This is a genomic window from Stenotrophomonas indicatrix (assembly GCA_041545745.1).
GTDB lineage: Bacteria > Pseudomonadota > Gammaproteobacteria > Xanthomonadales > Xanthomonadaceae > Stenotrophomonas > Stenotrophomonas indicatrix_A.
Map to the genome: position 1 here is coordinate 4,391,449 of CP168152.1, position 13,185 is coordinate 4,404,633.

General features: G+C 68.0%; 14 protein-coding genes. 10 read left to right on the forward strand and 4 right to left on the reverse strand.

Going from position 1 to position 13,185, the window contains the following annotated elements; genetic code table 11:
* Window positions 1-16 precede the first annotated feature (16 nt).
* The 4 genes from ACEF39_RS20005 to ACEF39_RS20020 all read left to right on the forward strand — a co-directional run bounded on the left by ACEF39_RS20005 (window position 17) and on the right by ACEF39_RS20020 (window position 5,174).
* Window positions 17-1,351 carry a D-tagatose-bisphosphate aldolase, class II, non-catalytic subunit gene (locus tag ACEF39_RS20005; RefSeq protein ID WP_500286338.1) on the forward strand — a complete coding sequence of 445 codons (1,335 nt, stop codon included), beginning with the start codon at window positions 17-19 and terminating at the stop codon, window positions 1,349-1,351.
* Between the two features lie 33 nt (window positions 1,352-1,384).
* Window positions 1,385-2,161 carry a DeoR family transcriptional regulator gene (locus ACEF39_RS20010; protein WP_500286339.1) on the forward strand — a complete coding sequence of 259 codons (777 nt, stop codon included), beginning with the start codon at window positions 1,385-1,387 and terminating at the stop codon, window positions 2,159-2,161.
* On the forward strand, window positions 2,158-3,273 hold the full coding sequence (locus tag ACEF39_RS20015) for an N-acetylglucosamine-6-phosphate deacetylase (protein ID WP_500286340.1): 1,116 nt from the start codon (window positions 2,158-2,160) through the stop codon (window positions 3,271-3,273). Before ACEF39_RS20010 ends, ACEF39_RS20015 begins: the two co-directional genes overlap by 4 nt.
* Window positions 3,274-3,362: 89 nt before the next feature.
* Window positions 3,363-5,174, forward strand: coding sequence for an MFS transporter (locus ACEF39_RS20020; protein WP_500286341.1), 1,812 nt, complete (start codon window positions 3,363-3,365; stop codon window positions 5,172-5,174).
* Between the two features lies 1 nt (window position 5,175).
* Here the strand turns inward: ACEF39_RS20020 and ACEF39_RS20025 are convergent, their stop codons facing one another.
* Genes ACEF39_RS20025 through ACEF39_RS20035 form a run of 3 tightly spaced genes read right to left on the reverse strand, consistent with a single transcriptional unit; the run spans window position 5,176 to window position 6,975 of the window.
* The gene (locus ACEF39_RS20025; protein WP_500286342.1) at window positions 5,176-5,670 is read right to left on the reverse strand and encodes a SecDF P1 head subdomain-containing protein; all 495 of its coding nucleotides are present in this window, start codon (window positions 5,668-5,670) and stop codon (window positions 5,176-5,178) included.
* Window positions 5,670-6,221, reverse strand: coding sequence for an HdeD family acid-resistance protein (locus ACEF39_RS20030; RefSeq protein WP_500286343.1), 552 nt, complete (start codon window positions 6,219-6,221; stop codon window positions 5,670-5,672). The genes ACEF39_RS20025 and ACEF39_RS20030 overlap by 1 nt, the downstream gene beginning before the upstream one ends.
* Before the next feature lie 58 nt (window positions 6,222-6,279).
* Complete coding sequence (locus tag ACEF39_RS20035) at window positions 6,280-6,975, reverse strand: ComF family protein (protein WP_500286344.1); 696 nt, start codon at window positions 6,973-6,975, stop codon at window positions 6,280-6,282.
* Between the two features lie 174 nt (window positions 6,976-7,149).
* Here ACEF39_RS20035 and ACEF39_RS20040 point away from each other — a divergent pair, with 174 nt between their 5' ends.
* Window positions 7,150-7,572 (forward strand): H-NS histone family protein, encoded by a 423-nt coding sequence (locus tag ACEF39_RS20040; RefSeq protein ID WP_500286345.1) that lies wholly within the window; start codon window positions 7,150-7,152, stop codon window positions 7,570-7,572.
* Here ACEF39_RS20040 and ACEF39_RS20045 read toward each other — a convergent pair.
* Complete coding sequence (locus ACEF39_RS20045) at window positions 7,559-8,131, reverse strand: DUF3658 domain-containing protein (protein WP_500286346.1); 573 nt, start codon at window positions 8,129-8,131, stop codon at window positions 7,559-7,561. The two genes, ACEF39_RS20040 and ACEF39_RS20045, sit on opposite strands and share 14 nt — an antisense overlap.
* Window positions 8,132-8,288: 157 nt before the next feature.
* On the opposite strand from ACEF39_RS20045, the gene bioB reads away from it, so the two are divergent.
* The 5 genes from bioB to bioC all read left to right on the forward strand — a co-directional run bounded on the left by bioB (window position 8,289) and on the right by bioC (window position 13,127).
* A complete protein-coding gene (bioB, locus tag ACEF39_RS20050) occupies window positions 8,289-9,332 on the forward strand; it encodes a biotin synthase BioB (protein WP_500286347.1) in 1,044 nt (347 codons plus the stop codon).
* 67 nt (window positions 9,333-9,399) lie between these two features.
* Window positions 9,400-10,623, forward strand: a complete 1,224-nt coding sequence (gene bioF / locus ACEF39_RS20055; protein WP_500286348.1) for an 8-amino-7-oxononanoate synthase — start codon at window positions 9,400-9,402, stop codon at window positions 10,621-10,623.
* Window positions 10,624-10,641: 18 nt separating this feature from the next.
* Entirely contained in the window at window positions 10,642-11,421 is a 780-nt protein-coding gene (bioH, locus tag ACEF39_RS20060) for a pimeloyl-ACP methyl ester esterase BioH (protein ID WP_500286349.1), read from the forward strand.
* Window positions 11,422-11,450: 29 nt separating this feature from the next.
* Window positions 11,451-12,230, forward strand: coding sequence for an SDR family oxidoreductase (locus tag ACEF39_RS20065; protein WP_500286350.1), 780 nt, complete (start codon window positions 11,451-11,453; stop codon window positions 12,228-12,230).
* Window positions 12,231-12,242: 12 nt separating this feature from the next.
* Window positions 12,243-13,127 carry a malonyl-ACP O-methyltransferase BioC gene (gene bioC / locus ACEF39_RS20070; protein WP_500286351.1) on the forward strand — a complete coding sequence of 295 codons (885 nt, stop codon included), beginning with the start codon at window positions 12,243-12,245 and terminating at the stop codon, window positions 13,125-13,127.
* Window positions 13,128-13,185: the final 58 nt, after the last annotated feature.

Below are 13,185 nucleotides of genomic sequence, written 5' to 3' on the forward strand. Positions count from 1 at the left end.
TGACCGGAGCTTGACCATGTCCCCGTTGCAGACCCTGCTTGCCTCCCACCGCGCTGGTGCCAACGTCGGCCTGTACAGCGTCTGCTGCAGCAACGAGCAGGTGCTGCGTGCGGCCATGCACGTGGCGTTGGCGCACGATACCGTGCTGCTGATCGAAGCCACCTCCAACCAGGTCGACCAGTTCGGCGGCTACACCGGCATGACCCCGCCGCAGTACCGCGACTACGTCGGCACCTTGGCCGATGAAGAAGGCTTCCCGCGCGAGTGCTTGATCCTCGGCGGTGACCACCTTGGCCCGAACGCTTGGCAGAAGCGCCCGGCTGCCGAAGCGATGACCCATGCGCGCGTGCTGATCGAGGCCTACGTCGCCGCTGGTTTCCACAAGATCCATCTTGACTGCAGCATGTCCTGCGCCGATGACCCGGTGCCACTGCCCGATGCCATCGTTGCTGCACGTTCGGCCGAACTGGCCGAAATCGCCGAGCGCGCCGCCGCCGAACACGGCCTGCCGCCGCCGGTCTATGTGATCGGTACCGAAGTGCCGATTCCCGGTGGTGAAGCCTCGCTGGCCGGTGGCCTGCAGGTGACCACTCCGGCCGCCGCCGCACAGACCCTGGCCATCCACCAGCAAGCCTTCGATACCCCGCAGCTGCGCGATGCATGGCAGCGTGTGCTGGCCATGGTGGTGCAGCCGGGCGTGGACTTCGACCACAGCAGCGTGCACGAGTACGACGCAGCCGCCGCCAGCGAGCTGGCCGACTTCCTCGAACAGCAGCCGCGCATCGTGTTCGAAGCGCATTCCACCGACTACCAGCGCGAAAGTGGCCTGCATGCCCTGGTGCGCGACCATTTCGCCATCCTCAAGGTCGGCCCTGCGGCCACCTTCGCTTACCGCGAAGCGCTGTTCGCACTCGCTGCCATCGAAGCCGAGCTGCTGCCGGCCGCGCAGTGCTCGCGTCTTCCGCAGGTGCTGGACGAGGTGATGGTGGCGCAGCCGAAGTCCTGGCAGTCCTACTACCAGGGCGACGAGGCGAGCCTGCGCCTGCTGCGCAGCTATTCCTTCAGCGACCGCTGCCGCTACTACTGGGGCGAGCCGGCGCTGCTGCAGGCCGTGCAGACCCTGTTCGCCAACCTGGAACAGAACGCGCCGCCGCTGGTGCTGCTCAGCCAGTATCTGCCGGAGCAGTACCGCGCCGTGCGCGAGGGCACCTTGGCCAATACGCCTACCGCCCTGGTGCAGCATCGCATCGGCCTGTGCCTGGGCGAATACGCCCGCGCCTGCAGCGCCAACCAGGCTGGATTCCGCAAGCACAACGAAAGTTCGGCTGCCGCCGGTCTTGCGAACGGCTAATCTCTACCTTTCCCCGCGAAACCGAGAATGGCCATGCGCAACACCCGCTCCCGCCGGCAACAGATCCTGCAGTTGCTGATCGAGCACGGCTCGGTGCAGGTGGCCGATCTTGTCGAGCGCTTCGGCGTGTCGGCGGTGACCATCCGTACCGACCTGACCCACTTCGAAGCGCAGGGGCTGGCCACGCGTACCCACGGTGGTGCCACCCTGGTGCGTACGCCGCCGCAGGAACAGGACATCCATGAAAAGGATGCGCTTAACCTGCCGCTGAAGGAGTCCATCGGCGCCGCCGCCGCACGCCTGGTGCAGGCCGGTGACAACATCATCATCGACTCCGGCTCCACCACGATGACACTGGCCCGCCACCTGCGCGGACATCGCGATGTGACGGTGATGACCAACGGCCTGAACATCGCCTGGGAACTGGCCAACGCCGCCGGCATCACCGTGCTGCTGACCGGCGGCCTGCTGCGCCAGCAATCGCTGTCGCTGCAGGGCAGCCAGGCCGAAGCCAGCCTCAACTCCTACAGCTTCGACACGCTGTTTCTGGGCGTGGATGGCCTGGACCTGCAGTTCGGCCTGACCACCCACGACGAAGCCGAAGCCCGCCTCAACCACCGCATGGTCGAACGTGCGCGACGCATCGTGGTGCTCACCGACGCCTCCAAGTTCGGACGCGTCAGCCTGCACCGCATCGCTCGCCTCGATCAGATCCACGCCATCATCACCGACGCCGGCATCGACGAGGCGACCCGCGAGGGGCTGCAGCGGCTGGGCATCGAAGTGATCATCGCCGAGCCCCCCGCATGACCGATATCCGCTCGCTGCACGGCCGCATCCTCACCCCCTTGGGCTGGCGTCGCGGGCAGGTCCAGTTCGATTCGCACGTGCGCCAGCTGCAGGTGGACGACCACAGCGGCGGCGATGACCCGCAGCTGCCGGTAATCCTGCCCGGCTTCATCGACCTGCACGTGCATGGCGCGGCCGGTGTGGACCTGATGCAGGGCGGCGACGTGGCCCGCACCATCGCACGCACCCATGCGCGCTTCGGCACCACCACGCTGCTGGCGACCACCATGACCGCCGGCCTGGACGAGATCGAATACGCGCTGCAGGGCGTTGCGACAACGATGGCGGCGCCGGATGCCGATGCCGCCTGCATCGCCGGCGTGCACCTGGAAGGCCCCTTCATCAGCCCGCAGCGGCTGGGCGCGCAGCCTAACCGCACGATCGAGGCGACGTTGGCGCTGGTGCAGCAGTTGCACGCGCTGGCACCGATCCGGGTGATGACGCTGGCGCCGGAGATCGGCGAGCACACCGCGCTGATCCCCGCGCTGTCCGCGCTCGGCATCCGCGTGCAGCTCGGCCATAGCGCCGGCACCTACGAGGAAGGCGTGGCCGCATTGCAGGCCGGCGCTTCCGGTTTCACCCATCTGTTCAACGGCATGACCGGCGTCGACCACTACCGGCCTGGCATCGCCGCGGCCGCCTTGGCGCACGCGCAGTACGCCGAGATCATTCCCGACCTGCAGCACATCCATCCCGGTGTGATCCGCCTGGCCGCGCGCGCGATTCCGCGCCTGTATGCGGTGACCGACGCAACCGCCGCCACCGGCATGCCCGATGGCGGGTACGCGCTGGGCGAACAGCGCGTGCACAAGTGCGGCGGCTGCGTACGCCTGGCCACCGGCTCGCTGGCCGGCAGTGCGCTGACCATGGACCAGGCGCTGCGCAATCTGGTGCGGGTGGGATTGGACCTGGCTGACGCGTCGCAGCGCGTGTCCACCTTCCCGGCCGATTACCTGGGCTTGAGCGATCGCGGCCGCATTGCGCCCGACGCCCGCGCCGATCTGGTGGTGCTGGATGCGGAACTGCGCCTGCAGAAAGTGGTGGTGGGCGGTCGATTGATCGATCTGGATTGACACACGCCATGCGGCCCGGACGCCGCACCTAAGGCGCGCAAGCGCATTGCATCAGCCACGCACCCTCCCGTTAGTCCAGGAACGAGCCGATGACCGCAGCCACTGCACCTGCCGTACCCGCTTCCACCGCCCCGCGCTGGCCCGTGCGCTATCTGCTGTTCATCGGCGGCCTCGGTGGCCTGCTGTACGGCATCGACATCGGCATCATCGCCGGCGCCCTGCCCTATCTTGAAGCCACCGCCAGCCACGCCTGGCAGCTCAGCAGCCAGCAGCTCGGCTTCGTCGTCGCCGCGGTGTTGCTGGGCAGCGTGCTGTCCTCACTGTTCGCCGGCATGATCGCCGACCTCATCGGCCGCCGTGGCGCGATGCTGCTGGCCGGCGTGCTGTTCACCGCCAGCATCCCGATCATGGCGCTGGCCTCGGGTTACACCCCGCTGCTGCTGGGGCGCCTGCTGCAGGGTGTCAGCGGTGGCCTGATCGGCGTGGTCATTCCCCTGTACCTGGCCGAAGTGCTCAGCCCGGAACGACGTGGCCGGGGCGCGGCGATGTTCCAGCTGCTGCTGACCGTCGGCCTGGTGCTGGCCGCGTTGATCGGGCTGTACCACGCTCACGCCGTGGACGCCGCCGCAGAAGCGGTGCGCTCGCTGCCGGTCACACAGCAGGCGCAGGAGCTGTTCACGGTGAAGGACCACGCCTGGCGCACCATCTTCTGGACCTGCCTGGCACCGGGCCTGCTGTTCTGCGCCGGCATCTTCTGGCTGTCCGAATCACCGCGCTGGCTGGTGCGTCGTGGCCGCATCGATGATGCACGCCGCAGCCTGCAGCGCGTGCTGCCCGCTGCCGACGTCGAGCCCACCCTGGCGCAGATCCAGGCTCCAGAATCGAGTGGCAGCAGCGGCAAGCGTGACCCGCTGCTCAGCCGCCGCTACGTGGTGCCGTTCGTGTTGGCCTGCGTGGTGCTGGCCTGCACCCAGGCCACCGGCATCAACTCGGTGCTGGCCTATGCGGTGAACATCCTCAACCAGGCAGGCCTGTCCGGCTCGGTGGCCAACGGCGCCGACGTGGCGATCAAACTGCTCAACGCGGTGATGACCGTGGTCGCGCTGCTGCTGGTCGACCGCAAGGGCCGCAAGTTCTTGCTGATGCTGGGCAGCGGTGGCATCTGCGTGGCCCTGCTGGCCGCAGCAACGCTGTTCTTCCAGGCCGAACGGGGCCGCGCCGACGTGCAGCCGCACCTGCAGGCCGCAGTGAGTGGCGATGGCTTGCAACTGGTACTGGATGACGCGCAGTGGCAGCGTCTTGCCGGTGGCGTCGACCGCGAGGGCCGGCCGCTGCAGCTGACCGTGTCCTACGCCTATGGCGACTTCACCAACGTACGCGCGCTGCGCAGCGACAACCTGACCGACCGCGAGCTGCGCATCGAACGCGCCGGTACCGTGCAGCCGGACAGCGTCATCGGCGCGTTCTTCCGCACGATGCACCTCAATCCGTTCGCCGACCCGGCCAGCGCCGCGCAGGCACCACTGCGCATCGAGCAAGCCCGCATCGGCCCGATCCCGCCACCCGCGCATGGCTGGGCCGTCGCCGCCTGCATCCTGGTGTTCGTGGCGTTCTTCGCCGTCGGCCCCGGCGTATGCGTGTGGCTGGCGCTGTCCGAGCTGATGCCCAACCGCATCCGCTCCAACGGCATGAGCATCGCGCTGCTGATCAACCAGTTCGTGTCCACCACCATTGCCGCCATCTTCCTGCCGACGGTGGGACACTACGGCTACGCCAGCATGTTCCTGTTCTGGGCGGGCTGCACGTTCGTGTTCTTCCTGGTGGCCGCGTTGTGGCTGCCGGAAACCAAGGGGCGCTCTCTGGAAGAGATCGAAGCCGGGTTTGCAGGAAAGCAGCGCTGATTCAGCGCTGCTGTGGCGGCGCAGGGCCGCCGTGCACGATGTAGCGCGCCATGTCGTGCACTTCGGCCACACTCATGTTCGTGCCGGCTACCTGCATGGACTCGCCAAAAGGACCCGCTATGGTGGCCACGGACAGCACGTGGTCATCGACGGTCAGGGCGACCTGCTTGCCCACCAGGGCCTCGGTCGCGTGCAGCAACCGGCCGGCGGACTCCTTGCGAAACGTCAGTTCGAGCACGGGCTGGTGGGCGGCGTCCAGCTCCGCTCGCACGTCGAGGATATCGGCACTGGTGAGCATCGGCGGCGCTTTCACGGCGATGCTGCGCCCTTGCCACTGCAGGGTAGCGCGGCCGTCGGGATCGACCACGCGCATCTGCACCTGCACACCCTGCCGCGGCGGATGCTGCGTCTCCGGCGGAGGCACCCGGTTGCAGCCCACCAGCAGCAACGCCGCGAGACCGGCACCGAGCAGCGGCCATCTGCTCCAACCCCACATCAGCGCAGCTTCCGCAGCTTGAACGCCACCAGCACCTGCAGCACGCCGTAAAGCAGGCTGCCGATACCGATCCACAGCGTGGTCACCGCCACGCCGGCATACGGATTGGCCGCGAACAGCAGGCCCAGCACGATGGCCAGCACGCCGCTGAGGATCAGCAGCCACTCTCCCTGGATCTGCTTGCGTACGCGTATGGCGAAGACGATGCGGTAGATGCCAGCCACCAGCAGCCATGCCGCCAGGAACAGCACCAGTACGCTGGCAGTGGCCAGCGGATTGATAACGGCCAGGACGCCGAAGCCCAGCGAGGCGACCACGTACAGCAGCAGCCAGCCGCGCGAGGCGCCGCTGCCACCGGTGATCAGCGCCAGCAGGCTGATGATGCCCTCCACGATCGCCATCACACCCAGCGTCCACGCCAGTGCGATGGCCGCCGACATCGGCCAGCCAATCGCGATGATGCCGAAGCCCAGTGCGACCAGACCGTACAGCAACAGGATCCACCAGCTGCGTCCAACGGCCGACAACAGGGGAGACAAGGGGGAATTCATGACCACTCCTTCGATCCGGGTTCGTGGTCATCCTAGCCCTTGCGGATGAAAGGGGCGATCACGGCACGCGGGCGCAGACCCACGCCCGCACATCTTCAGCCCCCACCAGGCGCAGCGTCTCTGCAATCTCCAGCACGGTACTGCCAGTGGTCATCACGTCGTCCACGATGGTCAGTCGAGCCGGTACAGCGCCGCGCACATCGAAGGCATCGAACAGATTGTCGCGGCGGTGCTCGGCGCTGCGTTCGGACTGCGGCGCGGTGTGGCGACGACGATACAACCCGCGCCACGTCGGCAACTGCAGCAGACGACACAGCTCGGCAGCCTGATCGTAACCACGCTGACGCAGCCGCTTCCGGTGCAGTGGCGCGGGTACCAGTGGCGCGCACGACCACGGCGGCGGGTTGCGCAGCATCAATTGTGCAAGCAGGCGCCCAGCAGCCAGATCCTGGTGGAATTTGTAGCGGACCAGCAGCTGATCGATCGGCGGCAGGTACAACAGGCTGGCGTGGGTAGCGGTCTGCGGCGGCGGCTCGTCGCGGCAGGTCCCGCAGATGGGCAGGGCGTCATCGGGCAGCGGCAGCGCGCAGCGAAGGCAGGCGCGGCCCGCCCACGGCAGCTCGGCGAGACAGGCGACGCAGAGGTCGAGGGTGTCATGGCCGGGCTCGCTGCAGACCAGGCAGCGCAGGGGCAGCAGCAGGCGAAAGGCGATCTGCAATGACTCGCCAAGGACAGGAGGCAGTGTGAAGCGCATGCCACAGCATCACCCTGCAAGCGCAGGCTGCCCATCGGCGAAGCCAGCATACGCGCGTAAGCGAAGGGCGCGCCCCGCGCCCGGCCATTCCGGTCGGCAATGGCCTCGTTGGGGCGGGTTGGGTGAACCGTCCGCTGCTTGACAGGCTGCCGGGATGTCCGGACCCTTCGCGGCATGACAATCGACGTTGAACACCTGAGCCTGCGGGAACTGAACGCCCTTGTGACTGCTGCCGAGCAGCGGAGGGCGCTGGTCGCCAGCCGCCGCCCCATGGCCGTCGTCCGTCGCAAGCTGATCGCCTTCGCCGCGCAGTGCGGCTACACGATTGAAGAGCTGATCGGGGCCGCGCCCGCCGAGGCCGCTGCACCGGTCCGCAAACCTGCCACACGGCGCAAGGTGGGCAAGGTGGCGGCCAAGTACCGCGACCCGGACAACAAGCGCAACACGTGGTCGGGACGTGGCCGGATGCCGCGCTGGCTTGCCGAGAAGACCAAGCATGGCCGCAGCCCTGCCGATTTCCTGATTCCCGGGCTGGGCCGGTCCGACGTTCGAAAGTCCAGCGCGATCGGGCAGAGAACCGTCTTCAAGCAGAGCTGACCCGGCGCACTTCGCTGCAGCGCATGCGCGACAGGTCGCCGGCAGCCTGCAGCGCGCCACGCTCGACCAGCTTACGCACACGCCCTGCGTAGAACACATATGGAATTCCCGGCGGACGTTCGGGTTCCAACGACATCGCCATGCCTACGATATAGGCGACTTTGCGGAACTGACCGTCACAGAGGGAAAGCAGCTGCTGATCGATCCGCGCGACATCCTCGTCGGTCAGCGCTGCGATGCGGTGCCGCTGTTCGTTGGTGAGGTGCGCATCGCTGTCCGGCGCGTCGTCAGTGTCAGCCAGCCGGCCATTTACAGCCAGCAGGCGGACCAGCACGACGAAGCCAAAGTCTGCCAACTCCGCTTCGGACAGGCCTACGGGGTCGGCAAGCATGCCTGGTGGATAGTCCTTGAACGTAACGAACGTGCGGTGCTGCCACATACCGGCGGTGTTCGATTTCCGTAGGTCATCCATTACCACGCGCAAACCTCCATCGGGCAGATCAGCCAGGCTGCACAGCACAGCGTTGCGACGGGTTGCGGCGTTCTTGTGCGTGTCCATGCCGATTCTCACGTTTCATACGTAGCGGCGAACTTAGCACCGCTGCAACTGAACCTGGCGACGACGCCCTGTAAACCATTATTTTATAGAGATAGTTGACAGCGTTCCCAACCCCACCCAGACTGCGCCCTCGCTCCAGCCCTTCCAAGGTCCCGCCATGGCAACCGCCATCCGCCACGACTGGCACCACGACGAACTGCAGGCGCTGTTCGACCTGCCCTTCCCGGAACTGCTGTTCCGCGCCGCCGCCGTCCACCGCGAGCACTTCGACCCGGCCCAGGTGCAGGTATCCACGCTGCTGTCGGTGAAGACCGGTGGCTGCCCGGAAGACTGCGCGTACTGCCCGCAGGCGCAGCGCTACAGCACCGGGGTCAACGCACAGAAACTGATGGACACCGATGCGGTGCTGGCCAAGGCCCGCCAAGCCAAATCGGCCGGTGCCTCACGTTTCTGCATGGGTGCGGCCTGGCGTTCGCCGAAGGACCGCGACATCCCCAAGGTGGCAGCGATGATCGCCGGGGTGAAAGCGCTGGGCCTGGAAACCTGCGCCACGCTGGGCATGCTCAGTGGCGAGCAGGCGCGCGCGTTGAAGGACGCCGGCCTGGACTACTACAACCACAACCTCGATACCGCGCCGGACTACTACGAGTCGATCATCCACACCCGGCAGTACCAGGATCGCCTGGATACGCTGGGCCATGTGCGCGATGCGGGGCTGAAGACCTGCTGCGGCGGCATCGTCGGCATGGGCGAAACGCGCGCGCAACGCGTCGGCCTGCTGCTGGCGCTGGCCACCTTGCCGGCGCATCCCGATTCGGTGCCGATCAACAAACTGGTGCAGGTGGCCGGCACGCCGCTGCATGGCAGTGCCGAGCTGGACCCGTTCGAGTTCGTGCGCATGATCGCCGTGGCCCGCATCGCCATGCCGCGTTCGATGGTGCGGCTGTCGGCCGGCCGCGAGGCGATGAGTGATGAGCTGCAGGCGCTGTGCTTCCTGGCCGGCGCCAACTCCATCTTCCATGGCGACAAGCTGCTGACCACCGGCAACCCGGAAAGCGAGCGCGACATGGCCCTGTTCGCACGCCTGGGCCTGCAGCCGATGGCGGTGCAGGTAGACGCCGACGGTCACGACCATGGCGGCACCGTGCATGCCGATATCAGCGCCGATGCCCCCGGCTGCGGCTGCGCCCACGCGGCCTGAGCCGGCGGCCAAGCAGGCGTCGCGGCAACGCGCTACCCTAGCCGCCCCGTCGCCGCATCCAGCCGCCATGGCACGCCCCGACCTGACCGCCCGCCTCCAAGCCCAGCGCGCGCTGCGCGATGCACAAGGCCGTCGCCGCCCGCGGCGCACGGTCACCCGTCGCGATGGTGTGCGCCTGGAAGTCGATGGGCGCTGGCTGACCGGCTTCTGCAGCAACGATTACCTGGGCCTGGCCCAGCAGTTCAGCGTGGTCAACGCACTGCAGGACGCCGCCGCGCGCGAAGGTGCCGGTGCCGGTGCTTCGCACCTGGTCTGCGGCCACCACGCGCTGCACGACGCATTGGAACGCGAAGTGGCCGAGTGGCTCGGTTACCCGCGTGCCTTGCTGTTCGGCAGTGGCTTCATCGCCAACCTGGCCGTGCAGCAGGCGCTGCTGAGCGAAGAGAACGATGTCTGCGTGCAGGACAAGCTCAACCACGCCAGTCTGCTCGATGCCACCCGGCTGGCTGGCGCGCGCCTGCGCCGCTACCCGCACCTGGACGCGGAAGGTGCGATGCGCCAGCTCAAGCATGCGCCCGATGGCGCAGCGATGCTGGCCACCGACGGTGTCTTCAGCATGGATGGCGATATCGCGCCGCTGCGTGCGCTGTCGCTGGTCGCGCGCCTGCAGCAGGCGTTGTTCTACGTGGACGATGCGCATGGCGTGGGCGTGCTCGGCGATGGTCGTGGCGCGGTCGCCACCGCCGGCCTGGGCGTGGACGATGTGCCGCTGCAGCTGGTCACCCTGGGCAAGGCGCTTGGCGGTTCCGGCGCGCTGGTGCTCGGCCGCGACGACCTGATAGAGCATCTGGCGGAAACCGCACGCCCCTACATCTACACCACTGCCATGGCGCCGGCGTTGGCAGCGTCTGCGCTGGAAGCGGTGCGGCTGGCCCGACGCGATCATTGGCGGCGCGCGAAGCTGGCCGATCTGATTGCACTGTTCCGCGGCGAAGCGCGACGTCACGGGCTGGATCTGATGGCATCGGAAACGCCGATCCAGCCGCTGTTGTGTGGCGACGACCACACCGCCGTGGCGATGTCGCAGGCGCTGGAACAGGCCGGCTGGCTGGTCGGCGCGATCCGCCCACCGACCGTGCCGGAGGGCAAGGCGCGCCTGCGCGTCACCTTGTCCGCGCTGCACACCACCGAGCAGGTACGCGGCCTGGTCGAAGCCATCGCCGTTGCACGCGACCGCGTGGCCTTTGCCGCGCGCGAAGTACTGCCACCGTCGTTGCCGGCGCTGGCCTGAGTGATCGTGTAGTTCTCCATGCATATCGAAGTGACCGGCCATGGGCCGGACCTGGTACTGATCCACGGGTGGGCCCTGCAGGGCGGCGTGTTTGCGCCACTGGTGCAGCGTCTGGCCGATCGGTTCACGCTGCACCTGGTCGACCTGCCCGGCCATGGCCACAGCCGGGACGACAGCACGCCGCTGCGTCTGCCGTTCGTGGTCAACGCCATTGCCGCGGCCACGCCGCCGGCGGTGTGGTGCGGTTGGTCACTGGGCGGTCTGTTCGCGCTGCACGCGGCGGCCACGCTGCCAAAGGTACGTGGTCTGGCGATGATCGCCGCCACGCCGCGCTTCGTGCGCGGTGATGACTGGCCGCACGCTGTGGAGCCATCGGTATTCGAGCAGTTCGGTCGTGACCTGGCGCAGGACTTCAGTGGCACCCTGGAACGTTTCCTGGCACTGGACGTGATGGGTTCGGCGCATGCCCGCGAGGAACTGCGTACCCTGCGCCAGCGCCTGGTCGAACGCGGCGCGCCTACCGAACGCGCATTGTGCGAGGGCCTGCAGCTGCTGGAGAACACCGACCTGCGCGGCGCCTTGCCCGCACTGGGCAAGCCCAGCCTGTGGATTGCCGGCCAGCGCGACCGTCTGGTCTCGCCGGCCGCGATGCAGGCCGCTGCCGCGCTGGCGCCGGGCGGGCAGTCGCTGACCGTCGCCCATGGCGGCCACGCCCCCTTCCTCGGCCATGCCGATGAAGTGGCAGCCGCCCTGCAACACTTCGTTGCCGGCCTGTCACCGGCCGATGGCGGACAATGAGCCTCCCGACGCTTCTGCAGGACTGACGCATGGATCTGGGCATTTCCGGCCGCTGGGCACTGGTCTGCGGCGCCAGCAAGGGGCTTGGCCTGGGCTGCGCACGTGCGCTGGTGCGCGAAGGCGTGAACGTTGTCATCGTCGCCCGCGGTGATGCTGCGCTGCAGGCTGCGGCTGAAGAACTGCGCACGCTGCCCGGTGCCGCTGAAGTACGCGCGACTGGTGCCGACGTCACCACCGAGGCGGGCCGCGCCCACGCGCTGGCCGCCTGCCCGCAGGTCGACATCCTGGTGACCAACGCCGGCGGTCCGCCGCCCGGCGACTTCCGCACATTTGAGCGCGACGACTGGATCGCCGCGCTGGACGCCAACATGCTGGCGCCGATCGCGCTGATCCGCGCCACCGTCGACGCGATGATCGAACGTGGCTTCGGCCGCATCGTCAACATCACCTCGTCTTCGGTGAAGGCTCCCATTGACACGCTTGCGTTGTCCAACGGCGCGCGCAGCGGCCTGACCGGCTTCGTCGCCGGGTTGGCGCGGCGCACTGTCGCCCACAACGTCACGATCAACAATCTGCTGCCCGGCCAGTTCGATACCGACCGCCTGCGCGCCAACTTCGCTCACGCCGCAGGGCAGGATGGTGATGCGCAGGCTGTGGCCGAACGCCGCCGCCAGCAGATTCCCGCCGGCCGCTTCGGTACGCCGGACGAATTCGGCGCCACCTGCGCCTTCCTGTGCAGTGCACAGGCGGGTTACCTCACCGGACAGAACCTGCTGATCGACGGCGGCGCCTACCCCGGTACGTTCTAAGAGACTTCCGCAATGCCGTCCCACTTCGATGCCCGCCATGTCCGCCGCGCCTTCGCCCGCGCCGCCACCAGCTACGACGCTGCCGCCGCCCTGCAGCGCGAGGTGCAGTCGCGGCTGCTGGAATCGCTGGACTACCTGGAGGCGCGCAAGCCGGAGGTGGTGCTGGATATCGGCGCCGGCACCGGCCATGCCAGCGCGCTGATGAAGAAGCGCTGGCCGAAGGCGCAGGTGATCGCGCTGGACGTGGCGCTGCCGATGCTGGACCAGGCCAAGCGCCAGGCTGGCTGGTGGAAGCCGTTCCAGCGCCTGGCCGCTGATGCCACCGCGCTGCCGTTGGCTGACAACAGCGTGGACGTGATCTTCAGCAACCTGTGCCTGCAGTGGGTGGACGACCTGCCGGCGGTGTTCGCCGGTTTCCGCCGCGTGCTCAAGCCCGGTGGGCTGCTGCTGTGTTCAACCTTCGGGCCGGAAACGCTGGTCGAACTCAATGAAGCCTTCGCCGCCGCCGATGACCGGCCGCATGTCAGCCGCTTCGCGCAGATCGCCCAGTTCGGCGATGCGCTGATGATGGCCGGCTTCCGCGATCCGGTACTCGACCGCGACCTGTTCACCTTGACCTACGACGATCTGCCCTCGTTGATGCGCGAGCTGCGTGCGATGGGCGCGACCAACGCACGGGTCGATCGCCGCCATACGTTGACCGGGCGGGGTCGGTTCGCGGCGGCCGCGGCGGCGTACGAACCGATGCGCCGTGGCGATGGCAAGCTGCCCAGCAGCTGGGAAGTGATCTACGCCCATGCCTGGGCGCCGGATCCGGGCGCACCGATCCGCGAAGGTGGCCACGACGTAGCCTCGGTACCGGTGTCGGCGATCCCGATCCGGCGCAAGCAGACCTGATCGAGCGGCCGCAGGTCATGCGCCGACCAAGGTCGGCGACTACCGATTCATGCACGGA

What these genes read in the sequence shown, in the direction of transcription:
- ACEF39_RS20005 (WP_500286338.1), top strand. Translation starts at nt 17, where the DNA reads ATGTCCCCGTTGCAGACCCTGCTTGCCTCCCACCGCGCTGGTGCCAAC.
- ACEF39_RS20010 (WP_500286339.1), top strand. Translation starts at nt 1,385, where the DNA reads ATGCGCAACACCCGCTCCCGCCGGCAACAGATCCTGCAGTTGCTGATC.
- ACEF39_RS20015 (WP_500286340.1), top strand. Translation starts at nt 2,158, where the DNA reads ATGACCGATATCCGCTCGCTGCACGGCCGCATCCTCACCCCCTTGGGC.
- ACEF39_RS20020 (WP_500286341.1), top strand. Translation starts at nt 3,363, where the DNA reads ATGACCGCAGCCACTGCACCTGCCGTACCCGCTTCCACCGCCCCGCGC.
- ACEF39_RS20025 (WP_500286342.1), bottom strand. Translation starts at nt 5,670, where the DNA reads ATGTGGGGTTGGAGCAGATGGCCGCTGCTCGGTGCCGGTCTCGCGGCG.
- ACEF39_RS20030 (WP_500286343.1), bottom strand. Translation starts at nt 6,221, where the DNA reads ATGAATTCCCCCTTGTCTCCCCTGTTGTCGGCCGTTGGACGCAGCTGG.
- ACEF39_RS20035 (WP_500286344.1), bottom strand. Translation starts at nt 6,975, where the DNA reads ATGCGCTTCACACTGCCTCCTGTCCTTGGCGAGTCATTGCAGATCGCC.
- ACEF39_RS20040 (WP_500286345.1), top strand. Translation starts at nt 7,150, where the DNA reads ATGACAATCGACGTTGAACACCTGAGCCTGCGGGAACTGAACGCCCTT.
- ACEF39_RS20045 (WP_500286346.1), bottom strand. Translation starts at nt 8,131, where the DNA reads ATGGACACGCACAAGAACGCCGCAACCCGTCGCAACGCTGTGCTGTGC.
- bioB (WP_500286347.1), top strand. Translation starts at nt 8,289, where the DNA reads ATGGCAACCGCCATCCGCCACGACTGGCACCACGACGAACTGCAGGCG.
- bioF (WP_500286348.1), top strand. Translation starts at nt 9,400, where the DNA reads ATGGCACGCCCCGACCTGACCGCCCGCCTCCAAGCCCAGCGCGCGCTG.
- bioH (WP_500286349.1), top strand. Translation starts at nt 10,642, where the DNA reads ATGCATATCGAAGTGACCGGCCATGGGCCGGACCTGGTACTGATCCAC.
- ACEF39_RS20065 (WP_500286350.1), top strand. Translation starts at nt 11,451, where the DNA reads ATGGATCTGGGCATTTCCGGCCGCTGGGCACTGGTCTGCGGCGCCAGC.
- bioC (WP_500286351.1), top strand. Translation starts at nt 12,243, where the DNA reads ATGCCGTCCCACTTCGATGCCCGCCATGTCCGCCGCGCCTTCGCCCGC.